The following is a 25,074-nucleotide window of genomic DNA, read 5'->3' as shown; positions in this document are numbered from 1 at the left end:
TATGGAATTTTATAATGAAGAACGATACCAAACGAAATTAAACAGCCTAACACCGTTAGAATATCGGTACCAGGCTGCGGCATAGATTTTTATTTTTTTACTGTCCACTTGACAGGGCGCAGTTCAAACTGCAGTTATGTCTCATTTTCTTTTGCTTTTTCATTCACTTGTTTTTCCAACAATTCGACTAATATCTAATGAACTTCATAATACGTATTTAATGCATCACCATCACCATATGTAGTTGAGTTGGTTCGTTCCCAACTGCATATGGTGATGGGAAAGCCGACTTTGGTAATTATGAAATTCATTCATTTCACTAGGTTCGTCACCGGTATAGCCGATGTTAGTGACCGCGTTTTCGGTTCGTGCAATAATAGATATATAGTTATTCTCTTCTTCCAGCCATGCTTCTTCATAACCTGTTAAAATGATTGCTTCATAATCTTCCAAGCTTTTTTCATCTTTTAAAGCACTCACTAATTTTTTGGCAATGGATTCCGTCAATGCTTCATAACGGTAAGAACTGATGCTTGCTGTATAAGAAACCGCATCATTTTCTTTCGTTGATACGGTTTTTCATGATCAAACATCTCATTGCGTTTAAGCTTTCTGATCAGCAATGATATATGAATCATTCCTCGAATCATGTACACAGCTAGGAAGAGATAAATAACAACAAGGATTAGATTGGATAGGAAATAGTCCTCTAGTAAATCCAAGCTGGTTGGATTGGTAAATCGGTACCCTTGCGAGAATACGATTAACATTGTAATAAAAATAATCGTGAAACCACGGCTTAAAGTATTTCGTTTTAAACGCTTAATCGAGCCGGCATGTATCATTGAATCGGTGTGGATTTCAACCGTTTCTCCCGCTCTTTGTTCGCGCAAGATATGAATAAATCTTCTTGACGTTACATGCTCCCAGCCCGCTGCCTCGTACAATTCAATTTGCTCATCTTCCAATTGTTTGTTTTTCGAAGCAACTTCTAGCCGATACCGGATTTCGGCTGGCTCACCTTTCACGAACTCTGCAAATCCAAATGTGAAACGGATGAGATACCAGCCATTTCTCGCCATATCCTGTAACCATGATTCCTGTTCCTCAAGCTCCCATTCATCAAAAATGGTGATGATTAAACCGATGACAATAGGTATTTCTCCAGAATTTAAAATTGTGAATGAAAAAGCTGAAAGCATATGGTACGATAAAACGTATATAGAGTAAGATACAAGAAAGGAGGGATTATGTGGAACTATTCGGAACATCTATAGAAAATGTTTATTTAATCATCCTGATCCTTTCTAGTATTTTAACGATACTTTATTTATTTTTCGGAGATTTCTTGGAAGCTTTTGGGGAGATTATACCATTTTTTAATCCGGCATTGATTCTTGCTTTCATTACATTCTTCTCTGCTTCGGCATACATTGCGGAGATTGTTTCATCACTATCACCGGTTATCATTATCATCATTTCTGCTGTGATTGCATTTATACTCACTTCCGTACTGAACCTCTTCGTATTCATTCCGATGAAATCAGCAGAAGAATCATTAAGTTATACAGAGGAATCACTGAAAGGAAGAGTTGGTAAATTAATCCTTTCTATCCCGTTTGATGGTTATGGGGAAATTGTCATCGAAAGTAAAAGTGGCACCATTTCCAAGCCTGCAGCAAGTTATGATAAGGAGGAAATCGAAGCTGGCAACCGTGTACTTGTCATCGAAGTGAAAAATGGTGTTCTTTATGTCATTCCATATGAAACAGAGTTCGATTTATCATCTGTTTAATCTACTCATTTAGAAGAGTATGTTAATAAATATAAATGAAGGAGGAAACTACATGTTTGAATCAGTCAGCATGGCCGTCTGGGTTGTTGTCGCGATTGTCGTCTTTCTTGTTATTGCATTTATCGCGATTTTCACGACGAGATATCGTACAGCTGGACCGGACGAAGCATTAATTGTAACAGGTAGCTATCTAGGAGGTAAAAATGTACATACGGATGAAGCAGGAAATAAAATCAAAATCATCCGTGGCGGCGGTACTTTTGTTCTGCCCGTCTTTCAACAGGCAAGTCCTTTAAGTCTCTTATCTAGCAAACTGGAAGTCTCTACTCCTGAAGTCTATACGGAACAGGGTGTTCCCGTAATGGCGGACGGAACTGCAATTATTAAAATCGGCGGATCGATCAATGAGATCGCAACAGCTGCCGAGCAATTTTTAGGAAAGAGCCGGCAAGACCGCGAGTTTGAAGCAAAAGAAGTATTAGAGGGGCATCTCCGCTCCATCCTCGGTTCCATGACCGTTGAAGAAATTTATAAGAACCGGGATAAGTTCTCCCAGGAAGTGCAACGGGTTGCTTCTCAGGACCTTGCTAAAATGGGGCTTCTTATCGTATCCTTCACCATTAAAGAAGTAAAGGATGAGAATGGTTATCTCGAATCCCTTGGGAAACCACGTATTGCCCAAGTAAAACGAGATGCAGATATTGCAACAGCTGACGCGGAGAAAGAAACACGAATCAAGCGGGCTGAAGCTGCAAAAGATGCTCAAAAAGCCGAACTGGAACGTGCAACTGAAATCGCTGAAGCAGAAAAAGAAAATCAATTAAAAACAGCCGAATACCGCCGCGAACAAGATATCGCGAAAGCGCGGGCTGACCAGGCTTATGACTTTGAAACTGCGAGATCAAAACAGCAAGTCACCGAACAAGAAATGCAGATTCAAATCATTGAGCGTCAAAAACAAATTGAACTCGAAGAAAAAGAGATTCAGCGCCGGGAGAAACAATACGATTCGGAAGTTAAGAAGAAAGCAGATGCGGATCGTTATGCTGTAGAGCAATCCGCTGTTGCTGAGAAAGCGAAACAAATGGCTGCAGCAGATGCGAATAAATACCGCATTGAAGCACAAGCTCAGGCCGAGGCCGAACAAGTGCGAATCGATGGTCTTGCTAAAGCTGATTCCTTAAGAGCGCAAGGAGAATCTGAAGCAGAAATCATTCGTCTTAAAGGTATTGCCGAAGCGGAAGCCAAGGAAAAAATTGCCGAAGCGTTCGAACAGTACGGGCAAGCAGCGATTCTCGATATGGTTATCAAGATGCTTCCTGACTATGCGAAAGAAGTTGCAGGACCTCTTGGCAACATCGATAAGATTACCGTTGTGGATACTGGCGGCGGAAAAGGAAACGGCGGCGCCAATAAAGTATCAGGCTATGCAACGAATCTGATGGCAAGTCTGCAGGAAACATTAAAAGAAACTTCTGGTATTGATGTCAAAGAATTACTGGAAGGTATTGCAGGTAAACAAACGCAAGCCGTTAGCAACTCTATTAATCATGTTCCAGAAGTAAGAGCGAATAAGGAACAAACAGAGGTAAAGGCTGAACCATCTAAAACAACTGATTCTGAGTAAATAAATAACCACGCTCTGGTTCACAAACAACTGTAAACCAGACCGTGGTTATTCTCTATCAATAAATAATGTAAGTACCTTTGCCTCTTCATGCTGATTCACCGGCATAAATAAATGTGGCTTGTGCCCCTGAAAGTATGCACTATCTCCCTGTTCCATCAAATGCTTTTCCCCGTTATAAAAGAGAATGATGGAGCCTTCCAAAATAAAAATAAACTCATCCTGCGAGTGGGTGTACCCTTCCGTACGTTTGTTGAATTCCTTTGGTGTAACATGGACAATTGTCGGTTCAATCCCACTGTAATGAGCCCGGTTCGCAAGCAATTCATAAGAATACCCCATGGACTCGTCCCCTACCTTGGATGGACGGTCATTATTTCGTTGTAACACGAGTTCTTCTTCTTTCTCTTCATCTAAAACCCAGGAAAGCGGAACTTCCAATGTTTCGCTGATTTTCGAGAGTGTCGCGACCGCGGCAGCAGTTTGACCGTTTTCTATTTTGGACAGCATGCTTTTTGATATTTGGCATTGATCAGCAATTTGCTGTTGCGTTAGCTTTTTTCGTAAGCGGATTTGCTTAATTTTTTTACCAATACTTTGCAGATCTATCGGTGTTCATTCCTTTCCCAAATATTCTATTACGTTTTTATAATAGATTAGCAAGACCTGCAAGTCAAGATAAAGTGAAACCTCATTCCATGGGGGATTACAATACGTTAATGCGTGATAAGTAGAATAGAATGGGCCATGGTAACCGTTTTGGTACCATGGCCCATTCATTATGCGTTGGATATATAAGCTAACGAACGGCTTGGGAGTTGTTTGCCAAGAATGTTTTGGATATAGAGACCTGCTTGCTGCATTTTCTTTTCACTGATTCCTGTTTCAATTCCGATGCCGTGCAGCAAGTATAATACATCATTCGTATCCACATTTCCGGTGGCACCCTTCGCATAAGGACAACCCCCAAGCCCTCCCACGGTACTATCAAATCGATTGATTCCATAATGGAGTGAAGTCATAATATTGGCGATTGCCATCCCTCTCGTATCATGGAAATGAAGAATAAGTTTCTCTTTCGGGAAGTGTTGCAGTAATACTTCGAGCAGCTTTTCAACATCGGTAGGAACTGCTGTCCCAATCGTATCACCTAACGATAAATCATCGACACCTGCTTCAACAAGCCGGTCACATACTTCAAGCACTTGCTCTGGTGTAATCTTTCCTTGATAGGGACAATCAAATACAGTTGAAATGTATCCTGTCACAAGTTTCCCTGCATCTTTCGCTTCCTTGATTACTTCTTCTAAAATTGGGTACGTATTTCCAATTGATTTATTAATATTTTTCTGATTATGCATTTCACTTGCCGACATAAAGACAGACGCCCGGTCAATACCTGCTTCCAGCGCAAACTCGAGTCCCTTCATGTTCGGAACAAGCGCTGAGTAAGTGACAGCTGGATTACGGTTAATTCTCTCCCCCACTCCTCTCGCATCTTTAAGGGCAGGGATCATTTTTGGATTTACGAACGAGGAGTATTCAATCTCTCTTACCCCTGTATTCGATAGCATATTAATCCAAGCAATTTTATGTTCTGTCGGAATCCATTCCTTTTCATTTTGTAAACCATCACGAGGGCCGACCTCTTTCATAATTACTTCTTTCGGTAATTTTTTCATATTATCCCTCCGTTCATCAATCGCCGGAATCGCTTACAAATCATTGTCAAAAAGATTTAACATTCAATTACAGTTTACTTGTGTTCAACATTGTTGAGTAAAGTATATAATAAATACTCAATCATTGCAATTAATTTATTCCAAAAAAAACAAAACGGACCCTTGGAAGAGCCCGTTTTGCAATCGTTTCGTTTATTTTTTTAGAGTCCTTCATCTGTATCTGTACCAGGATCCATGCCATCACCAGGCGCTTCTTCACCAGGTACATCCGGTGCCATTGGTTCTTCCGCCGGTTCTTCACCATCTGCACAAGCTACAAGGAATCCCGATAAGAGAAAAATCGATGCAAATATTTTAAGGTGCTTCTTCATCATTCTTCATTCCTTTCTTTAGCTTTCTACTCTATGTATATCCAAATAAAGCCTTTACAAATCTTAAGAACACGTTACAAACACATAACAATAATTAGATAATCCCACTCTTCATCATTTACCTTTAGAAAAGAAAAATGAAACCAAATCCACCTTTATACAGTAATATATAGTAAGCTAACTTTCAGAGCCCAAACAATAGATCACCTTCATTCAGCATAAGTATCCGAAACTCACTTCTTTAGGTCCGCAGTCCAGACACCTCTCGCACCTGCTGAGCGGCCTCCCGCAGGAGTCTCGAGGTGTTTGGACTGCTACCAGGAAAAGCCTAATTTCAAGCGCTATTTATTATTCCAAAGATATGATTTTATCGTGACAAGACACTGGAATAAATTCTATTAATAATAATCATCCCAACCAGTTCAGTTGCCCGGTGGACGGTGACTCCTGCGGGAATAGCACAAGCCTGGAGACCCCGCAGGGCGTTAGCCCGAGGAGCTCCGGTAGTGCCTAAGGATGCGCATCCGTCCACCGGGCAACTGAACGAGGGTCAGTGCTCCCTAATAACTGAATGCTCATAATGCTTACGCTGCATGAAAGAATTAATTTTTTAGATGCGAAAGGTGAGATATTGAGTTAAACTGAAATTAACCTTTATAATGAAGGAGGAAGCAGAATGGGAATCATTTCAAGATTTACTACTCTTATGAAAGCGAATATAAACAGCATAATCGATCGTTCCAGAGATCCTCAAAAAGTTATTCAAAAAACATTACGTGATGTGAATCTCGACCTTCGCACCGTGCAATCCGAAGTGAATGCCTTAGAAGCAGATGTGAGACGGGCTAAGCGAGCAGTGGATGAATGTGAACTGGAAATCAGAAAGCTTGAACGCTATCGGGAACGTGCAGCTGATCGAAATGAAGCCCAGGCTATCGGCTTTTTAAATGATCAGGAACACCTGGAAAATAAAAAGGTAGAGCTAATTGGCAAGTATAACCGGGTTCTAATTGAAGCAAGGCAGATGAGATTACTAGAAGAAAAATTAACGCTGGATATCAGACAACTGGAAGCAAGGAGTCAAACTGTTAAAGAAAAAACAGCACTACTTAATCAAAAACAAAAAATAAATAGTGGAGATTCCTCCATTGCTACCGGTTTTATGAGTTATGAGGAAGAACTCAATTTTAAACTGGATGAAGCTGAAGCACTAGAACAGTTAAGAAACAAATCAGCATCCATCGATTCCATCGATGAAGAAATCGTAAAGTTAACGACGAACAAAAGTCAGACATCAAACGAATAGCGAGGGATTGTAAATGGTTATACAATATAAATGTCCAAACTGTGGGAGTGATATGACGTTTGATGCCGAATCCGGTTCATTATCTTGTGACAACTGTGGCAGACAGGATAATATAGAGAACTTTTCAGAAGACTTTATTGAAACGGTTTTTGAAGAAAATGAAGCGAAAGAATATCATTGTGAAAATTGTGGGGCTGTCATTGTAACAGATGGTGATACTGCCGCAACGAATTGCAGTTTCTGCGGGGCAGCAGTCGTTTTAGCAGACAGGGTTGCCGGAATTCTTGCCCCTTCCCTTGTGCTCCCTTTTACGATAACAAAGCAGCAAGCGGAACAAGCATTCAGGAAATGGTGTAAAAGAGGATTGCTCACACCGAAAGACTTCAAAATGGCGGACCGGATAAAAGAAATAACGGGCATGTATGTCCCCTTCTGGCTTTACGATTTAAAAAATGAAGCGAAAATCCATGCAATTGGAACGAGGGTAAGGAATTACACGAGAGGGGATTATATTTATACAGAAACGAAATACTATGATGTGTACCGGGATCTGCGCATTGATTTCAGCCGAGTGCCGGTCGATGCGTCGGAAAAAATGGATGATTCCTTAATGGATAAGCTCGAACCCTATCAATATAATGATCTAAAAGACTTCAAAACTCCTTATCTTGCAGGTTACATTGCAGAGAAGTACAATTATGATGCAGATGATTTACTGCCTCGCGTAAAGGATAAGATGAGTAAACCGCTTGATGATTATATTCGGTCAACAATCAGTGGATACCATTCCGTAAATTACAAAGATAAAAAGATACGCACCTCAAAATCAAAAAGCTTGTATACGTTCCTTCCCGTCTGGATGGTATACTATGATTACGAGCAAGCAGAACATATTTTTGCGATGAATGGGCAAACCGGGAAAGTTGTCGGAAAGCCACCACTTAGTAAAGCTAAAATTGCTGGCTGGTTTGCAAGCATTGCAGGCGGATCGTTTATTCTAATGAAAATCATCTCCTTTATTGTTACAGGAGGTATCAATTTCTAATGAATCGCTTATTAAAACGTGCAATCATTTTTATCGGATTCTTTTTCTTATTAACGCCTACCGTCTTTGCTGATGTCAAGCGAATTTATGATGAAGCTGATTTGCTTGGTGCAGAACAAATCCAGCATCTGGAGGAGCAAGCTGCCTCGTACTTTAGTGAATGGTCGACTGACTTTATTATTGTTACAACCAATGATACCGAGGGTAAATCATTAATGAGCTATACACAGGACGTTTCCGATGATTTAGCAGAAGAATTAAACCGTGCTGAAGATAATATGGTCATCCTAACGATCTATATAGAATCAAGTGAAGATAGAGAAGCTTATATCGCAGCTTTCGGGAAAGGGAAAGAATATGTAGATAATGCAAGAGTGCAACTCATTCTTGACCACATTATCCCTCCCTTGTCGGATGACGATTATTTCGGAGCTTTTGAGCTATTCTTTGAGAAATCCGCTGAATACTTGAATATTCGTCCCGGCGTAAATCCGGAGTCGCTTTTGTTAAATACGTATGTTCAACTTGCTGTTGCTATTGGTCTAGGTGGGATAATCGTATTTTTTATGGCTTATTCGTCTGGTGGCAGAAGTACCGTAACAAGCGGGACATATTTAAATCGGAATAATTCTCAAATTGTTAGGAAGCATGACCGTTACCTCCGTAAAACGGTCACTAGGAAGAGAAAGCCGTCAAACAATAATCGAGGCGGTGGAAGTGGCTTTAGTGGTGGCGGGGGCGGTGTGACCCGTGCAGGCCGCTCGCATAGTGGCGGTGGCAGGAAGTTTTAAATAAACAATAACACGTAACGATAACGAGAAAGGACGGATTCCATGTCTTTTTTTAGAAATCAATTAGCAGATGTGGTGGAATGGCAAGAATTTAGAGATGATATGATTTTTTGGAAATGGCCGAACCGGGAGATTAAACGAGGCAGTCGCCTGATGATTCAACCTGGTCAAGATGCAATCTTCTTTAGTAACGGAAAAATTGAAGGGATTTTTGAAGACGATGGTGAGTATAATATTGAATCAGAAATCATTCCTTTCTTATCGACATTAAAAGGTTTTAAATTCGGCTTTAATACTGGACTCCGTGTTGAAGTTCTCTTTGTTAACACGAAGCAGTTCACCGTAAAATGGGGAACGAAAAATGCAATTAACATTCCTTCACCCTCCCCAGCTTTACCAGGGGGTATTCCCATCCGAGCGAACGGGACATTTAATTTTAAAGTAAATGATTATGTCCGTTTGATTGAAAATGTAGCTGGTGTGAAGAAACGGTATCTCGTGGAAGACGTGAAGATTCGGATTACTACCGTGCTTGATCAACTCTTAATGAAATGGATTGCTCGTGAAGGGAAGGATATGTTCAACCTGCAAGCAAATTCATTTGAAATCTCGCAGGGTATCCAAGAAGACCTTGATATGGAAGTCTATGATTTAGGACTTTCCATAACCGGATTTAATGTAAATAGCTTCAACTATCCAAAAGAGATTCAGGATATGATTACGAAAGCTGCTTCCCAAGGCATGGTCGGTGACGTCGCGAAATATCAACAAATTGAAATGACGGACGGTATCGCATCAGGTAAAGTAAAAAGTGGTGGGACCGCATCCGACATGGCTGGGATGATGATGGGCATGAACGTTGCAAATGAAATGATGAAAAATATGAAACAAATGAATCAACCCGAGCAAAATCAACAACAACAGCCACAGCAGCAACAAAGTCAACGAGCAGCACAGAACGAGTCTTCCAGCAATTCAAGTAAACCTAACTTCTGTCCGAATTGCGGTCAGAAAACAGATGGAGCAAACTTCTGTTCGAACTGTGGTGAAAAATTGTAAAGTAAAACTTAAAAAAGGTCGGCACATTAGATGCCGACCTTTTTATTTACTGAATCGTTACTTTCACCGTGCGTACGCCCCAGCTTGTTGCTTGTTTTTTCGTTGGAACAAACACATCTATTTTATTTCCCCGAATTGCACTTCCTGTATCTCCGGCAATCGCATGACCATATCCCTCTACATGAACGATACTTCCGAGGGGAATGACGCTTGGGTCTACTGCGATAACTTTTGCATTTGGATTTGCTTTTAAGTCGATTCCTGTACTTGTTGTACCAGAGCAACCGTTACAGTCTGCTGTATAAGCAGTAGCCGTTACGGTGAATGACTTTTTATCCGGTTGGCTTGGTTCTGATTTCGGTGTTGGTGTTGGCGTTGGTTTCGCTTCTGGTTTATCTGCAACAGGTTCTTCTTTTTTCACCTGAACCGGTTCGCTTTCCTTCTGTTCTTCTTTCTTCTCTACATTTTTCTTTTTAGCTGCTGCTACTCGGGCTTGCTCTTCCTGCTTCACTTTCTCAGCAGCTGCTGCTTTAATCTTTTCTTGGCGCTCACGTTCTGCTGCTTCTGCTGCAGCAATTTCTTGCTTCACTGTATCTTCCATTGTTTTTAAACGTGTATCTTCGCCTTCTAATTGTTCAACATAAGCGACTAGCTCCTTGCGTTTATCATTTAAAGAAGCTTTAGCCGTTTCTTGTTGCTCTTTTTCCTGCTTTATCAATGCCCGTTCTGCCTCTTGTTCTTCATACATTTGATCTAACTCATTCAGCTTCTCAAGCGTTGAATGCTGATGTGCTTCAACAAGCTTCATGTCAGCTTCGAGTTGCTCCATCAATGCTGCATCCGAATCCATTACTTGGTTGACTGCAGTTACACGGCTAAGGAAGTCTCCAAAGCTTTGAGAGCCGAAGATCACTTCAATATAATTAATTAATCCGCCTGATTTTTGGTAGGATGCTGCTCTTGATTTCAGCAAATCAAAGCGTTCTTCAATACTTGTGTTCAGACTGTCGATTTCTTCTTGGAGGGTGTAAATATCTTCTTTCGTTGTTTCAATTTCATATGTAGTTTCCTCCACTTTTGCCTCTTTCTCTTGGAGAAGGACATCTAACCGACTAACTTCCTCGTTCAATGCTTCCATATCGTCATAAAGTTCATTAATTTTCTGTTCCTGTGCTGATAAATCGTTATGTATTTTTTTTCTTTCTTGTTGGATTTCCTCCAGATTATCCTTATCTTCAGCAAGGACTTGTGTGTTGAAGGTCCCTTGGATAAATAGTAGAGAAGCTATCAGGGTGACGATTGTTATCTTTTTCCTCAACATTTTTCCCCCATTTCCATAGATTTCTAATTAGCAATCTATGGTTGAAGTATAACATCTAATCGTAACAAAAAGATTATACTAAGATTACAATTAGATTTCAGGGAAAAGTTAGATTGAAACAAAACGAAAGCTAAGGAAGAATAAATTCTCCTTAGCTTCACCCTATGTTTCTATTAATTTTCTACTGTGTTTGCTTGAAAATTTGTTAGTGTTTGGTTGAGGTTTGCTTTTTCTTCATCTGATAACGGAATAAGCGGTAGACGGACACTTCCGACCGGCACATTGATTTCGTTTAACGCTTCTTTTACTGGTGTCGGGCTTGGAGCCTGGAATAGAGCTTTTACGACCGGTACGATACGACGGTGGATTCCAGCGGCTTCTGTAACATTACCGTCAAGGAAGTTATGAACCATTGTATGCATATCTTTTCCAATCACGTGAGCTGCAACAGATACAACGCCTGTTCCGCCGATGGAGAGGATTGGTAACGTCATACCGTCATCTCCACTATATATGCTGAAGTCATCTCCAGTTTCTTCAATGATCTTAGATACTGCATCAAGATCCCCGCTCGCTTCCTTTACAGAGACGATATTTTCAATTTGGGATAAGCGGATAATTGTTTCAGGAGCCATGTTGACAGAAGATCTTCCTGGAATATTGTAAAGCATAACTGGTAAAGATGTGCTTGCTGCAATTTGGCTGAAATGTTGGTATAGTCCTTCTTGAGAAGGTTTATTATAATAAGGTACGACAAGCATGATTCCATCAAGCCCAATCGATTCGACTTCTCTCGTCAGTTCAATGGAAGCTCTTGTATTATTCGAGCCTGTTCCGGCAATAACTGGTACTCTGCCATTTACTTCTTTCACTACGTATTTAAATAGTTCTACCTTTTCTGTCGTCGTTAATGTCGGTGATTCACCGGTTGTCCCCGCTACAACTAAACCATCTGTACCTGTATCAAGTAAATGTTCGATTAACTTCGACGTTCTACCATAGTCTACTTCTCCGTGTTCATCAAAAGGTGTCACCATTGCTGTTAATAATCTTCCAAAATACATTTATTTCACATCCCTTTCTTTTTTACCATCCATAAAAATAAAAAAGCAATAACGGTTTGGGCCGCTATTGCTTGTCGAACGATGGATTGTTCTTTCGCTTGATAGCTCCCCATATAGTTGCCTATATGACAGATCTATACCTATTCGATACAGACCCAGCATCCGGAAATAATGAGCTTCCTTCTGCTTCGGCAATTCCCCCTTTCCATATGATTCACTGGGTCTCATTCACCCTCCACATATGTAATAATGGTCACTGCAACCTCTATCCTTACTTTATCGTTTATAAAATAAGAGATATTTAATTGTTTTCACTACTATAACAAAGATTATTGGAATTAACAAGTAAACAGCAGCTCTTTACTGCTATATTTATGTGATTCGCATCCTAACCGTGCATCTTTTACAGAATTCGTTCTCCAAATAACGATCCAATTAGGTCAACTGCCAATGTTCCTGTTTTATTCCGTTCATCAAGAATTGGATTAACCTCCACAAATTCAGCAGATGTAATTTTTCCAGTTTCTGCAAGCATCTCCATAGCAAGATGTGCCTCACGGAATGTTACCCCTCCTGGAACGGGGGTACCAACACCCGGCGCGTATAATGGATCTAATGAATCGAGGTCAAAAGAAAGATGCACCCCGTCCACTTCCTGCTCTTCGAAATATTGATTCGTATCCTCAATAATCCTAGACATGCCGACCCGATCAATCTCATGCATCGTATACACTTTAATTCCCTTTTCTTTAATAAATTCTTTTTCACCAGGGTCTAAGTCACGCGCACCGATGATGATAACATTTTCTGGTTTTACTTTTGGAGAATATCCGCCAATTTCAGTAAGTTTTTTTTCGCCATAGCCCAACGATGCAGCAAGTGGCATACCATGGATATTTCCGGATGGAGACGTCTCGGGAGTATTCAAATCCCCATGGGCGTCATACCAGATAAGACCAAGATTTTTATAAGATTTAGCTGCCGCTGCTAATGTACCGATAGCCATACTATGGTCACCGCCTAAAATAAGTGGAAAAGAATCTTTTTGAATGACTTCCTCAATTTGGGTCATCAACTGTTCGCTTGCTTTATAGACTGCTTCCAAGTTTCTGATGCCAGTTTCCGGATCTGTCTCTAGTTTTTCTCTGCCAATCTGGATATCCCCTAAATCTTGAACCGTGTATCCTCTGTTTTCTAGTCTTTCTATGATACCGGCATAACGAATCGCACTAGGACCCATATCGACACCGCGGCGTAATTGACCGAGATCGATCGGCATTCCGATAATTGATATATTTCTCATATGAAAATCCTCCAGTTGCCATTTAAATATGTAAAAATGATTCTCGTATACTTCCATTTATCCCGGTGTAACCGTCCGTAAAACTCCCACCTCAAAACTTTAGAGTCTTCGAGATTGTTTAGGTGGAAAGAACGTGAGTTAACACCTAAGGTACGTCCAACTAAGTCGTAGGGAAGAAAACCCCCGACCGATTGCAGTTTCACTATATATTTGCATATTTTTAATCACTCTGTCAATTGATTATTCAAAAAAAACAACTGGAACATAACCAGTCACACATTCGTTATGTTCCAGCCTGTTGAAGTTCTTTTATTTACTTAATACCTTATGAATACGTTCGAGCGCCCAGTCCAGGTTTTTTTTAGTGATTATTAACGGCGGCGCGAAACGAATTGTATTCTCGTGGGTCTCCTTACAGAGAATCCCTTCTTCTTTCAAGGTCTCGCAGAATCCCCGAACTGGATGGTTAAACTCGACACCGATAAAGAGTCCTCGCGCCCGCACCTCTACTAAATCGGGATTATCTACTTTTCGTAATTCCTCGGCAAAATATTTACCGAGCTCAAGAGATTTCGTGACGAGATCCTCTTCCTCTATGACATCAATCGAAGCAATGGAAACCGCACAAGCAAGTGGATTACCACCAAATGTAGAACCGTGGGAACCTGGTGTAAATACATCCATGATTTCTTTATTGGCTGCAATCGCTGAAACTGGCATGACACCACCGCCAAGTGCTTTACCCATAACATAAATATCCGGTTCTACACCTTCCCACTCGCAAGCAAACATCTTCCCTGTCCGGGCTAAGCCGGTCTGTACTTCATCAGCTATAAACAATACATGATTCTCATCACAAATTTTACGGATTTCACGTAAATAACCTTCAGGTGGAATAATAATTCCTGCTTCCCCTTGAATTGGTTCAACGATAATTCCAGCGGTGTTCGGTGTAATTGCTTTACGAATAGCTTCCACGTCTCCAAAAGCAACTTTCACAATCCCTGGCACAAATGGTCCAAAGTTTTTCGTTGCTGTTGCATCATTGGATAAAGAAATGGAATTGATCGAACGGCCATGGAAATTCCCTTTTGCAGCGATAATCTCTGCATGGTTATCCTTTACACCTTTTACTTCATAAGCCCAGCGTCGTGCAGCCTTGATTGCAGTTTCAACTGCCTCCACTCCGGTATTCATCGGTAACACTTTATCCTTGGCAGTTAATTTTGCAATTCGTTCTGTTAACCTGCCAAGAATATCGTTATGAAATGCTCGGGAAGTCAGTGTAACTCGATCTGCCTGATCCTTTAACGCCTGGATAATTTTCGGATGGCGATGCCCTTGGTTCAGAGCGGAATATGCACTCAGCATATCCATATACTCATTGCCTTCCGGGTCTTTCACCCATACCCCTTCCGCTTCAGAAATCACAATTGGGAGTGGATGGTAGTTATTTGCACCATACTGCTCTGTTTGTGAAATAATACGATCCGTTGTTTTTACCGTCATAACGAGCTGCCCCCTTATGTATTTTCATACTTCAGTTAAAATATCGATTTGTTTGATTATAACATAGAAAAAGAAGTCAGAACATCATAATTCTGACTTCATAAAGTGAAGCTTCATTCGGTGGGGAGTTACAGGTTCATGCGTGACCAACTTTATTCATTAGATAATTTTAATAAATCGAGCAGTCTGAAAAAGATGCTTATGATAATCGCGACGATTGTTGCAAGCCCCATGCCTGTGAGTGCAACTGAACCGATATCGATACTTGCTCCACTGATTCCAATTCCAAGCACAACACATGTTAAAATAAGGTTCTGTGAATTATTATAATCAATTTGTGCTTCAACGAGCATTCTTAATCCACTAACTGCGATGATTCCAAAGAGCAGTAAGGAAATACCGCCCATCACCGGGGTCGGAATGGATGATATTAATGCCGCAAGTTTTCCGCAGAATGATAGAATGATTGCAAGAGCTGCCGCACCACCGATTATCCAAGTGGAGTATACTCTCGTAATTGCAAGTACCCCAATATTCTCACCATACGTTGTGTTTGGTGTGGAACCGAATAGACTCGAGATCATTGTGGAAATACCGTTACCGAACAGGGAGCGGTCCAGACCCGGATCTTTCACTAAATCCCTCTTCACGATATTTCCTGTCACAACTAAGTGACCAATATGCTCTGGGATTAAGACGAGTGCTGCAGGTAAGATTATTAAAATATCCGCCCAGTTAAATTCAATTTGGTAGTATGTCGGCATTTGAATCCAAGCGGCCTCTTTTACTGCCGTGTAATCAACAATGCCATACATCGTTGCAATGATATATCCAGTTACGATTCCGAGCAAGATTGGAATGATTTTTAAGAATCCGCGCATGGTTACCCAGTAAATGATCGTTGCACCGAGTGTCAGCAACGCTACCGTAATCGCAGTCGTATCTCTCGGTTCATCCGCTACAGCGATTAAACCGGCCATATCGGCCGCTACCGGCACAAGCTCAAGACCAATTACTGCAACAATCGCTCCCATTGCAGCAGGTGGAAATATAAAGTCAATCCAAGACGTGCCGGCAAACTTAACGATTAAACCGATAAGAACAAGAACGGCTCCAACAACGAAGAATCCGCCAAGCGCAGCCCCGTATCCGCCACCTTGCGTCAACACGACCGTAACTGGCGAGATGAACGCAAAGCTTGAACCTAAATAAGCAGGTATCTTTCCTTTTGTAATAAAGATATATAATAACGTTCCAAATCCATTCATTAAAAGAATCGTTGCTGGGTCAACCCCGAACAAAATTGGTACAAGCACGGTCGAACCAAACATAGCAAACAAATGTTGTAAGCTTAATGGCAGACTCTGCAATAAGGGTAATCGTTCATCGACACCTATTTCTCGTTGTTTCATTTTCCTTCTCCTCGCGTTTTTATTTTTATAGCGAAAGGTGTTTTTTTCATGAATATTCATGAAAAAAACACCTTGCCTTTATGTTCAGCAAGGTGCAGATTTTTATAGCGCATGGTTATTCCACTCCACTATGCGTCGTTCTTTTCGAACAACTAAATTCCGCATCACCTTGCCAACCTCACAGGGTTGACTTAAAGGCAACTAATTATTTTCACTAGCAATAATTATGTCAAATAATGACCTATAAAGTCAAGCATTTTTTTAAAACCGGATGATACGTGTATAAAAATCTATACCCGGCTAAATACTAACTCTATATTATGGAGAAGCGAGGGGTTATTAAATTGGTACATATGAAAGCATTGGGTATCAAATGGGTTTACACAGCGATCATCCTAGCATCATTTCTCGCTGTGTTTGGGTCGGTCACACTTCGTCAATTAATTATCGTCTCACTCTTGTTGACAGGAGCTGCATATTTAGCAGACATCCTTATCCTTCCCGCAATTGGCATGCTCGCAGCAGCTATTGTAGACTTTGGCATTTCATTTCTCGTCGTTTGGCTATTTTCAGGCATGTATGTCGGTCAAACAACAGCTTTAGTCGTTATTTCGTTGATGGTTGCTTATTTCTTTGCAATTTGTGAGGCACTTTTTCATGTGTATATGAAGGAGCGTGTCTTACCGAGAAGGGAAGCGACTATTATCCCGTTCCCTGCAATGCGATATCAAATGGAAGCAAGTGAGGAAATTTACCCGGAGAAAGATAAAAAAGAATAAGCTTATTTACGCATCACAAATTCATTTCATAAAACCGCACACCCCATTGTATATAACAAAGGAGTGTGCGGTTTTACTTAATTTTAAAAAACGGCTTTACAGCGATAAATCGGATGTCCTTTTGCAGAAAACTTTTCTTCATACTCTGTCATCACATTCAATGGATCTTCTTCAGCGTGTAAATCAAGATTTACTTCTTTGAGCAACATATCGTATGCGGAAAAGCTGCAAAGCGAATACTCGAATAGTCCACGATTATCAGTTTTAAAGATGAGTTCCCCTTCTTGCTGTAAAATATGTTCGTACTGTTTTAAAAATGTAGTATACGTTAATCTCCGTTTTTCATGACGATTTTTCGGCCATGGATCAGAGAAATTCAAATAAATAGTTGAAATTTCATCTTCCGCAAAGTAATCAAGCAAATGATTAGCATCTGCATGGACGAGCAGTAAGTTGTCCATTTCTGCTTCCAATGCTTTCTCCCCCGCTGTCACAACAACACTTTTTGCAACTTCCATACCAATAAAATTAATATCGGGATGCTGTTTTGCCATTCCGACAAGAAATTGCCCTTTTCCTGTTCCTACTTCCAGATGAAGGGATTGTTTATTCGCAAACAAGCTTTGCCACCTGCCTTTTTGTTCAGCAGGGTTTTGTATAATTAAATCCTGATGCTCCATTAGAAAGTCATCAGCCCATGGTTTATAGCGTTGACGCATTTTCCTATCCATCCTTACTTATCGTAACTTCTCTAATGCAGATGACTTTTAGTTCATCATGCCTTCCATAAATTGATTCAATTCATGTAATGACTCCAGCCGCTCTCTTACTTTTTCCTGTTCTTTCCGCTCGCTATGCCAGCAAATATAATCAAGAGCATTCAACAATAGATACCAGTGCATTCTTTCATACAAATATTCATGCTCGGTAATTCCATACCTCTTTAGCCAACCATTCCATTCATCTTTGGGAATATACCATTTCAAAAGGAAACCAAAATCCATCACCGGGTCAGCAATCATTGCATTATCCCAATCCACAAGAAAAATCTCACCGGAATCAGACATTAATAAGTTATTATGATTAAGATCACAATGACAGACGACAAGCTTTTGATTTCGGGTAATCGGTAAGAGCTTCACCAAATAATGTAAAGCTACAGCGACTTCTTCATATTGTTCAAGTAAACCGAGGCGCACTAAACGGCTCTCGATTTCTAGCAGTGATTGATCCGATGTGACTGGTTTCTTCCCTAAGCGCATGAGCATATGCAATAATTCAGGCGAATGATGGATTTTCTTTAATAATTCCATGATTTGCCCACTCTTCATATCTTCTCGGGTTAACTCTCTACCTTCAAGCCACTCTTGGGCTGTTATAACGTCACCATTTTCCATCCGCTTTGTCCAAATCAATTTTGGAACAATACCGACAGCCGATAACACCGCGAGAAATGGCGAGGTATTCCGTTTAACAAATAATTTGCGATTTTCTTTTGTGGCAATATAGGCATCCCCTGTCAGGCCGCCAGCCGGAGTAAGTGTCCAGCCTTTTCCCACTGCTTTTTCAAGCCATTCCTTCATGATGTTTTCCCATCTTTCACTTGTAACATTTGAAATTCCATTTTAAAATTAATTGAAACAAATTACAACTATTAATGAATTTCATAATACGTATTTAATGCTTTGGTAATTATGAAATTCATTCCTATATGTATGATTTCGGAACAATTAACCGGATTCCATTCCGTCGCTTCCTAATTTCCTCCGTCTTACAAACTTGTGTCTCCCCATCCACCTGCGAATAGATCGGTTCTTTCGATTCGATTGTTAAACTGCATTTCCACATCAGTTAGCGGGGCTAAAATCTTCTCCGGTCTTCCTTTGATATGTGCTCCTCGTGCGAAGTCATTACCTGACCCACCGGGAACAAACCCTACCGGAATATCGCAGGAACCAATACCGTTAATGACCTCATGGATTGTTCCGTCCCCACCGATAACCATAATAGCTCTTATCTCTTCATTTGCTGCAAGCTCTCTGACGATTGCTTCCGCATGGCTTTCATATTCACTATAATAATAAACGACTTGTAATGATTGATAGTCAAGCGTTTTTTGCAATTTCTCAAATTGCAATTTTCCTCTGCCGTTCCCCGCTTGCGGATTTATAATAAAGGACCACATTACACGTCTTCCGCCTCTTCTATTGCAATACTTCCACTATCATCTTCTTCCCATTCCGGTCGTTTCAGTGAGGTGGACTGGCAATAACTTAATAGTACTTCTGCGGCTTTAATTTGAATATTTTTCAGTGGTGATTGAAAGGACCTTTTTTCATTGAACCAGTCGATATAATTTGTACTGCCAATAATCCGTGTCTGATAAGGTTCACTTGCAAAATAAATCGGATTTGTTCTTGATAATACGACCTTTTTAATCGGCAGGGAAATATCTTTTGTCGCCAATATGCTTTTCACTAATTTTTCCGTCCGCTTTAAGGAAATGAGCGGATTTAATATCTTTCTGTTTTCCACCGGGCTTTCTACATGCCATGTCCGCTCTTCGCCCGCCATAAGAACCGCTTCTTCTTCCAACTCGACAAATTGGATCACTTCTATTTCCACAGGGGAAATTAATATTATGTCACCTTCAACCGGAGCTTGTCTTATTGAAAAAATGGGGTAGTACATGATGAAGTACGTATCTGGAAATCGTTGCAATAAGTATTTTAATAAGGAATCGGAATAATACTTTTTAGCAACAATTGATTTATGGGTTACGGTCGATGTCGCCCATTTCATTTGAAAGTTTAATAGATTATCTAGAAATTCCTGTTTTAATTCCTGTTCGGATTCAGGAAGTTCTTCCGCTTCACTTGACTCTTCTTCCTGGATGGTTTCTGAGTAAACAGCTTTTCTTAAAAATTTATTCTTTAACTTAGAAAAAATAGTAGCCGTCTCTTCCGAATATGACGCTTCTTCCGGTGGCATGTTCTCTTCGGGGTTGATCCAGCGGTCATATAACCGATCCCAGCTTTCTCGTTTCAGACGGATATATTGTGTCGGATAACGAAAAGTGTCCCATTCATACCTCGTAATATAATCTTGGATTTTAATTAACTGTGCCATTAAAAACCACCCTCTCTATCCATTCAAAGCGGAAAAACAGCAACCTTTTCATAACTTGGTACATGCCCTGGGTGTATCTTATATAATATAAAAGCTGTAACTTCAAAATGTTTCCTCGTCTGAAATTGTGATTGCAGCTCGCTAAGCCTTTCTTCTGGCAAATCAAATGCTGCTCCCCATTTTTTTCCAAGGGTGAGATGGGGGCGATACCGCCGTTTATCGAGCTCGAAGTCTAGTACTTCTGCCGCTTTTACAATCTGCTGCTGTAGCTGACTCAGTTCCTCTTTAAGGTGAACATCAACATAAAGAACACGCGGGCGGTTGTTTTTGCCGAATGTACCCAAGCCTTCCAGCGTGAGTGCGAAACTTCCCGAAAACGATAATGCTTTCAGGCTTTCTACAAGTAATTCTAACCGTTCAGCATACACCTCACCTAAAAAGGCAAGTGTAATATGCAAATCCTTCTCGTGGGTCCATCTTTTATAAGGTAAAATCGTTTTTAGTTCCTGTTGCCATTCCTTATAATACTTCTTTAATTCATCAGGGATTTCAATTCCAAGAAAATAATGGGTCACAATCTCACCTCGTATTATGCCATTTTCACTTCTTCACAATATGCAAGTTCCTCTTCGTTCAAGCGACGGTAATCACCCTTTTGAAGTACGGAATCGAGCGAAATTTCACCCATGCGCAATCGTTTTAAGTAGGTTACTTTTTTCCCAACAGCTTCAAACATCCGTTTTACCTGATGGAATTTCCCTTCTGTAATAGTTAATTCAATTTCGGAAATAGCACCACTTCGTAAAATCACAAGCTCAGCGGGTTTGGTAAGTTTATTCTCGCCAATATCTACCCCCGTCTTAAACTTTTGAATGTCTTCTTCTGTTACTCTCCCCTGAATAGTCGCAAAGTATGTTTTCTCCACGTTTTTCTTTGGTGAAAGCAGACGGTGGGCAAGATCACCATCGTTCGTGAGCAAGAGTAACCCCTCTGTATCTTTATCCAGCCTGCCGACTGGGAATGGCTGAAAATGCTGGAAATATGGATCAACCAGATCAACAACTGTACTCGTATGATGATCTCTAGTTGCCGAAAGAATCCCAGCCGGCTTATGAAGCATCAAATAGATATATTTCTCATAAACGATTTTTTCTCCGCTCACTGTTACAACATCTGTTTCGGAATCAACATGCTTGCTCCCATTGTTTACTATCTCATCATTAACCGTAACAAGTTTTTTCTTCAACATGGCTTTAACTTCTTTCCGGGTGCCAATCCCCATATTGGAAAGCATTTTATCTAACCGCATACTATCCCTCCATTATTTACGGAGCTTTCGTAATAACTTATCGACAATCGGTATTTCATCACCGAATACATGGTGCAGTAAAGTCGAAGCATAGGCGAGCCATAAATATACTCCCCCGCCGACAGCCACTCCTGCAAGCAGTACGATAATAGATCCGGTGCGAGATGTTTCATACGATATGAAAATACCGAATACTGCTTTTACTGCAAAAATGAAAAGCGCCATAATCGTCCCGAAAATTAAAATAAGCATTGTCCGTTTCAGGACTTGACGGAACGGAAATTCAACCGATCGCTTAATCCGGAATAAATTTATACATACAGCAATAATAACAGCAAGCCCTGTGCCGAAAATAAGCCCCTTTGCACCGAACCACTGGATAAGCTGGATATTTAATAATATTTTAACAAGCAATCCAGCCATTAAACTCAGGACGGTAAAGTTTTGCTGATTGATTCCCTGCAATATTGATGCCGTTACAGTAAACAACGCAAAGAAAAGCCCAACTGGAGCATACCATGCAAGCAACGGTCCTGTTGTTGCAATCTCTTCCATCCCATATAAGGATGCATAAAACACATCAGCGAGACATGCAATTCCAATTACTGCTGGAATAACCAATACAAGGACGATTTGTAACGATTGGTTAATTTGTGTATGCAATTCCTTTATATTTCTCTGTGCAAATGTCCGAGTCAATGCCGGGAGAATAGCTAAGGAAAGACCTGTAGCGATAGTGCCTGGAATGATAACGATTTTATGGGCTAATGTATTAATTGCCCCGAGTGTCCAATACATTTCTTCATTGCCAGCTGCTACAAGTGCTCGGTCAAAGGTAAATAAATCAACGAGTTGATAAAGTGAAGTAGCAAGTCCAACAATAATAAAAGGCCCTGCATAACTGAACATTTCCTTAAAAATATCTTTTGTAGTTAACTCACTATCCACAACCTGACCTGTAAGCAGCTTATCAAGATGTGGCTTTCTTTTTTTCCAATACCATAACAGAATAAACCAGGAACCAACTGCTCCGACAAATGCACCGAATGTCGCAAAACCAACAGCTATTGCAACCGTGCCTTTTAAAATAACCATAACAATGAACACAGAGACAAGAACAAATATAATCCTAACAATTTGCTCCGTTACAGTTGAAATAGCTGACGGCCCCATGGATTCATGTCCTTGGAAAAAACCACGCATAATACTCATAGCAGGAATAATGATTAATGCAAAGCTTACTGCCCGAATGACGAGTACAACATCATTCACGGATGCCCCTTGCGAACCTTCACTTGTAATAATCCAATTGGCAAGGAGCTCGGCTCCAAAATAAAGAATAAGAAAAGATATAAATCCTGTGATAAACATAAGAACGGTACCACTCTTGAAGGTACGCCTTCCTGTCGCATAGTCACCTAGCGCATTATATTTTGATATTGTTTTCGACATCGCCAGTGGAATTCCAATGGTCGAGATACTCAACATAATATTATATGGTACATAAGCGATATTATATAATGTTGCTCCTTCCGGTCCAACTAACATATTAAATGGTATTAAATAAATTAATCCTAAAAATTTAGAAAGAAAAGTTGCTACCGTAAGCAACAATGATCCTCTAACAAGATTTGACATGTTTTCACCTGTATTTCTCTTAAATAGATACCTATGTTATTTTACCATAAACTCGCGTTAACTGATATTGAAACTGTTTTAATATCATATATTTACCTAGAAAGTTGCTCATATTCGGCTGAAAAGGGTAAGATAACTAACGAGAGGAGTGAAATGAATGACTTATGACGTTATAGTCATTGGTGGTGGACCATCCGGTTTAATGGCAGCAATCTCTGCAGCTGAACATGGCGCACACACCCTTTTACTTGAAAAAGGAAAAAAATTAGGTAAAAAACTTGCTATTTCTGGCGGAGGCCGTTGTAATGTTACAAATCGACTCCCCGAAGATGAAGTAATAAAACATATTCCAGGAAACGGAAAGTTTCTTTACAGCGCCTTTTCTGTCTTTAATTATTATGATATTATTGAATTCTTTGAGAACCTTGGAGTAGCCTTAAAGGAAGAAGACCATGGACGCATGTTTCCGGTTTCAAATTCAGCGGCTTCGGTAGTTAATACACTGATTGATCAATTGAATAAGCTTGAAGTCGACATCCGATTAAACGCCCCAGTTAAAGCGGTGGACTACGGAGATACCATGCATAAGGTCTACAGTGAGAATGGGGATATCTTTGAAACGAATGCAATCGTTATTGCTGTTGGAGGGAAAGCAGTTCCCCATACAGGAAGCAATGGGGAAGGATATCCTTGGGCAAAGAAAGCAGGACATACTATTACAACATTGTTCCCTACAGAAGTGCCTTTAACATCAAGCGAAACATTTATTAAAGAACGAACTCTTCAAGGCCTAGCCCTAAGGGATGTAGCAGTCTCCGTATTGAATAAAAAAGGAAAAATAATCATTACCCATCAAATGGACATGCTCTTCACCCATTTTGGCGTGTCCGGTCCAGCGATTTTACGTTGCTCCCAATTTGCAGTCAAGGAATTAATGAAGGAGAAAACTATTACATTACAGATCGATGCACTCCCTAATAAAAACCAAGAAGAGATCAGGTTGGAGATAGAAAATCTTATCCGTGATAATCCGAAACGTACCATTAAAAACAGTTTGAAAGGCATTGTTCCTGAACGGTATCTTCAGTTTTTATTTGATTCCTTATCCATTGATGATAACAAACAAGGTAATCAGATTTCTAATGAGAATATCCGAGCGCTTGCCCAAACGATTAAACAGTTTTCCTTTGAAGTCGATGGGTCTCTGCCAATGAAAAAAGCTTTTGTTACAGGAGGCGGAGTTTCCATTAAAGAAATTGTGCCAAATACAATGCAATCCAAATTAATGGAGGGATTATTCTTCTGTGGAGAAATACTTGACATCCACGGCTACACGGGAGGCTATAACATCACTTCTGCCCTTGTCACCGGCCGCCTTGCCGGTATGAATGCCGCCTGGAGTTAATTCGTACTCGAACAAACCTTAAGTGAGATCGATTTTTAATTTCCAGTAGCTGCCTCGCATGATTTCAATCAGGTGGCTAATACTATAACTGTCTAATAGCTTAGACAGAAAGGGATGGGTAAAAATGAAAAATGGAATCTGGCTGCCGTTAATCGCGTCAATCGGTGTAGGTGCTGCAACGTTCTATTCGATGAGCCGTGGGAATAATCAGGGCATCGGGCAAATGATGCAACAAATTATGCCAGGTAAGTCGTCTTCATCATGAACGAAATAGTCCCCATTTAAATCGTCCCAATTGGAAAGTTTATTGGACAAAAAACGTGATTCTTCAAAAAAGAATCACGTTTTCATTTCGTTTTATATAACAAAACAGCGAATTACTTGTAATTCGCTGTTTAATTCGCCTGGCAACGTCCTACTCTCGCAGAGACAAGGTCTCAACTACCATCGGCGCTGGAAAGCTTAACTGCTGTGTTCGGTATGGGAACAGGTGTGACCTTTCCGCCCTCATTACCAGACATATACTATA

25 protein-coding genes, 1 rRNA gene and 1 riboswitch are annotated in these 25,074 nt (G+C 40.4%); of the genes, 9 read left to right on the top strand and 17 right to left on the bottom strand.

Annotated features, from left to right (window positions below; genetic code table 11):
- Positions 1-503: 503 nt before the first annotated feature.
- Positions 504-1,202: a DUF2812 domain-containing protein gene (locus L3V42_RS17150; protein WP_238472555.1), complete on the bottom strand. Its 699-nt coding sequence runs from the start codon at positions 1,200-1,202 to the stop codon at positions 504-506.
- A gap of 50 nt (positions 1,203-1,252) precedes the next feature.
- Between L3V42_RS17150 and L3V42_RS17145 the strand changes: the two genes are divergently transcribed.
- Together L3V42_RS17145 and floT are read left to right on the top strand one after the other, a co-directional pair.
- Complete coding sequence (locus L3V42_RS17145; RefSeq protein WP_235764081.1) at positions 1,253-1,795, top strand: NfeD family membrane protein; 543 nt, start codon at positions 1,253-1,255, stop codon at positions 1,793-1,795.
- A gap of 52 nt (positions 1,796-1,847) precedes the next feature.
- A complete protein-coding gene (floT, locus tag L3V42_RS17140) occupies positions 1,848-3,422 on the top strand; it encodes a flotillin lipid rafts scaffold protein FloT (RefSeq protein ID WP_235764080.1) in 1,575 nt (524 codons plus the stop codon).
- 48 nt (positions 3,423-3,470) lie between these two features.
- Here floT and L3V42_RS17135 read toward each other — a convergent pair whose 3' ends face one another.
- From L3V42_RS17135 to L3V42_RS17125, 3 genes are all read right to left on the bottom strand, one after another.
- The gene (locus tag L3V42_RS17135) at positions 3,471-4,004 is read right to left on the bottom strand and encodes a helix-turn-helix domain-containing protein (RefSeq protein WP_369412916.1); all 534 of its coding nucleotides are present in this window, start codon (positions 4,002-4,004) and stop codon (positions 3,471-3,473) included.
- A 197-nt stretch (positions 4,005-4,201) separates the two neighbouring features.
- A complete protein-coding gene (locus L3V42_RS17130; protein WP_238472554.1) occupies positions 4,202-5,104 on the bottom strand; it encodes a hydroxymethylglutaryl-CoA lyase in 903 nt (300 codons plus the stop codon).
- A gap of 200 nt (positions 5,105-5,304) precedes the next feature.
- Positions 5,305-5,475 (bottom strand): hypothetical protein, encoded by a 171-nt coding sequence (locus tag L3V42_RS17125; RefSeq protein WP_238472553.1) that lies wholly within the window; start codon positions 5,473-5,475, stop codon positions 5,305-5,307.
- Positions 5,476-6,151: 676 nt separating this feature from the next.
- On the opposite strand from L3V42_RS17125, the gene L3V42_RS17120 reads away from it, so the two are divergent.
- Genes L3V42_RS17120 through L3V42_RS17105 form a run of 4 tightly spaced genes read left to right on the top strand, consistent with a single transcriptional unit; the run spans position 6,152 to position 9,676 of the window.
- Positions 6,152-6,781 (top strand): PspA/IM30 family protein, encoded by a 630-nt coding sequence (locus tag L3V42_RS17120; RefSeq protein WP_238472552.1) that lies wholly within the window; start codon positions 6,152-6,154, stop codon positions 6,779-6,781.
- Between the two features lie 13 nt (positions 6,782-6,794).
- Positions 6,795-7,826, top strand: a complete 1,032-nt coding sequence (locus L3V42_RS17115) for a TFIIB-type zinc ribbon-containing protein (RefSeq protein ID WP_235764076.1) — start codon at positions 6,795-6,797, stop codon at positions 7,824-7,826.
- Positions 7,826-8,617 (top strand): TPM domain-containing protein, encoded by a 792-nt coding sequence (locus L3V42_RS17110; protein WP_235764075.1) that lies wholly within the window; start codon positions 7,826-7,828, stop codon positions 8,615-8,617. The genes L3V42_RS17115 and L3V42_RS17110 overlap by 1 nt, the downstream gene beginning before the upstream one ends.
- Before the next feature lie 42 nt (positions 8,618-8,659).
- On the top strand, positions 8,660-9,676 hold the full coding sequence (locus L3V42_RS17105; protein ID WP_235764074.1) for an SPFH domain-containing protein: 1,017 nt from the start codon (positions 8,660-8,662) through the stop codon (positions 9,674-9,676).
- 46 nt (positions 9,677-9,722) lie between these two features.
- Here L3V42_RS17105 and L3V42_RS18415 read toward each other — a convergent pair whose 3' ends face one another.
- The 5 genes from L3V42_RS18415 to uraA form a co-directional block, all read right to left on the bottom strand.
- Positions 9,723-10,994: a 3D domain-containing protein gene (locus tag L3V42_RS18415; RefSeq protein WP_305082628.1), complete on the bottom strand. Its 1,272-nt coding sequence runs from the start codon at positions 10,992-10,994 to the stop codon at positions 9,723-9,725.
- Between the two features lie 176 nt (positions 10,995-11,170).
- Positions 11,171-12,061, bottom strand: coding sequence for a 4-hydroxy-tetrahydrodipicolinate synthase (gene dapA, locus L3V42_RS17095; protein WP_235764073.1), 891 nt, complete (start codon positions 12,059-12,061; stop codon positions 11,171-11,173).
- Between the two features lie 94 nt (positions 12,062-12,155).
- Positions 12,156-12,337, bottom strand: a riboswitch (Lysine riboswitch).
- A gap of 127 nt (positions 12,338-12,464) precedes the next feature.
- Complete coding sequence (gene rocF, locus L3V42_RS17090; protein WP_238472551.1) at positions 12,465-13,364, bottom strand: arginase; 900 nt, start codon at positions 13,362-13,364, stop codon at positions 12,465-12,467.
- 309 nt (positions 13,365-13,673) lie between these two features.
- Positions 13,674-14,873: an ornithine--oxo-acid transaminase gene (locus L3V42_RS17085; RefSeq protein WP_238472550.1), complete on the bottom strand. Its 1,200-nt coding sequence runs from the start codon at positions 14,871-14,873 to the stop codon at positions 13,674-13,676.
- Positions 14,874-15,025: 152 nt separating this feature from the next.
- Complete coding sequence (gene uraA / locus L3V42_RS17080) at positions 15,026-16,285, bottom strand: uracil permease (protein WP_238472549.1); 1,260 nt, start codon at positions 16,283-16,285, stop codon at positions 15,026-15,028.
- Positions 16,286-16,638: 353 nt separating this feature from the next.
- Here uraA and L3V42_RS17075 point away from each other — a divergent pair, with 353 nt between their 5' ends.
- Positions 16,639-17,064, top strand: a complete 426-nt coding sequence (locus L3V42_RS17075; protein WP_235764083.1) for a DUF2512 family protein — start codon at positions 16,639-16,641, stop codon at positions 17,062-17,064.
- Between the two features lie 83 nt (positions 17,065-17,147).
- Here the strand turns inward: L3V42_RS17075 and trmB are convergent, their stop codons facing one another.
- The 7 genes from trmB to L3V42_RS17040 all read right to left on the bottom strand — a co-directional run bounded on the left by trmB (position 17,148) and on the right by L3V42_RS17040 (position 23,140).
- On the bottom strand, positions 17,148-17,783 hold the full coding sequence (gene trmB, locus L3V42_RS17070) for a tRNA (guanosine(46)-N7)-methyltransferase TrmB (RefSeq protein WP_235764069.1): 636 nt from the start codon (positions 17,781-17,783) through the stop codon (positions 17,148-17,150).
- A gap of 48 nt (positions 17,784-17,831) precedes the next feature.
- Positions 17,832-18,647 (bottom strand): phosphotransferase family protein, encoded by an 816-nt coding sequence (locus L3V42_RS17065; protein WP_238472548.1) that lies wholly within the window; start codon positions 18,645-18,647, stop codon positions 17,832-17,834.
- 188 nt (positions 18,648-18,835) lie between these two features.
- The gene (locus L3V42_RS17060) at positions 18,836-19,249 is read right to left on the bottom strand and encodes a diacylglycerol/lipid kinase family protein (protein ID WP_238472547.1); all 414 of its coding nucleotides are present in this window, start codon (positions 19,247-19,249) and stop codon (positions 18,836-18,838) included.
- On the bottom strand, positions 19,249-20,193 hold the full coding sequence (locus tag L3V42_RS17055; protein ID WP_238472546.1) for an NERD domain-containing protein: 945 nt from the start codon (positions 20,191-20,193) through the stop codon (positions 19,249-19,251). Before L3V42_RS17055 ends, L3V42_RS17060 begins: the two co-directional genes overlap by 1 nt.
- 23 nt (positions 20,194-20,216) lie before the next feature.
- On the bottom strand, positions 20,217-20,768 hold the full coding sequence (gene thpR / locus L3V42_RS17050) for an RNA 2',3'-cyclic phosphodiesterase (protein WP_238472545.1): 552 nt from the start codon (positions 20,766-20,768) through the stop codon (positions 20,217-20,219).
- A gap of 14 nt (positions 20,769-20,782) precedes the next feature.
- Positions 20,783-21,502, bottom strand: a complete 720-nt coding sequence (locus L3V42_RS17045; protein WP_238472544.1) for a pseudouridine synthase — start codon at positions 21,500-21,502, stop codon at positions 20,783-20,785.
- Between the two features lie 12 nt (positions 21,503-21,514).
- Positions 21,515-23,140 (bottom strand): putative polysaccharide biosynthesis protein, encoded by a 1,626-nt coding sequence (locus L3V42_RS17040; protein WP_238472543.1) that lies wholly within the window; start codon positions 23,138-23,140, stop codon positions 21,515-21,517.
- 157 nt (positions 23,141-23,297) lie between these two features.
- On the opposite strand from L3V42_RS17040, the gene L3V42_RS17035 reads away from it, so the two are divergent.
- Together L3V42_RS17035 and L3V42_RS17030 are read left to right on the top strand one after the other, a co-directional pair.
- Positions 23,298-24,545, top strand: coding sequence for a BaiN/RdsA family NAD(P)/FAD-dependent oxidoreductase (locus tag L3V42_RS17035; RefSeq protein ID WP_238472542.1), 1,248 nt, complete (start codon positions 23,298-23,300; stop codon positions 24,543-24,545).
- A 124-nt stretch (positions 24,546-24,669) separates the two neighbouring features.
- Positions 24,670-24,810: a hypothetical protein gene (locus L3V42_RS17030; RefSeq protein ID WP_235764061.1), complete on the top strand. Its 141-nt coding sequence runs from the start codon at positions 24,670-24,672 to the stop codon at positions 24,808-24,810.
- A gap of 137 nt (positions 24,811-24,947) precedes the next feature.
- Here L3V42_RS17030 and rrf read toward each other — a convergent pair.
- Positions 24,948-25,063, bottom strand: a 5S ribosomal RNA gene (rrf, locus tag L3V42_RS17025).
- Positions 25,064-25,074 lie beyond the last annotated feature (11 nt).

Origin of the sequence: Oceanobacillus alkalisoli (genome assembly GCF_022213125.1) — a bacterium.
Lineage (GTDB): Bacteria > Bacillota > Bacilli > Bacillales > Amphibacillaceae > Oceanobacillus > Oceanobacillus alkalisoli.
This window is presented reverse-complemented; position numbering and strand designations above follow the sequence as displayed.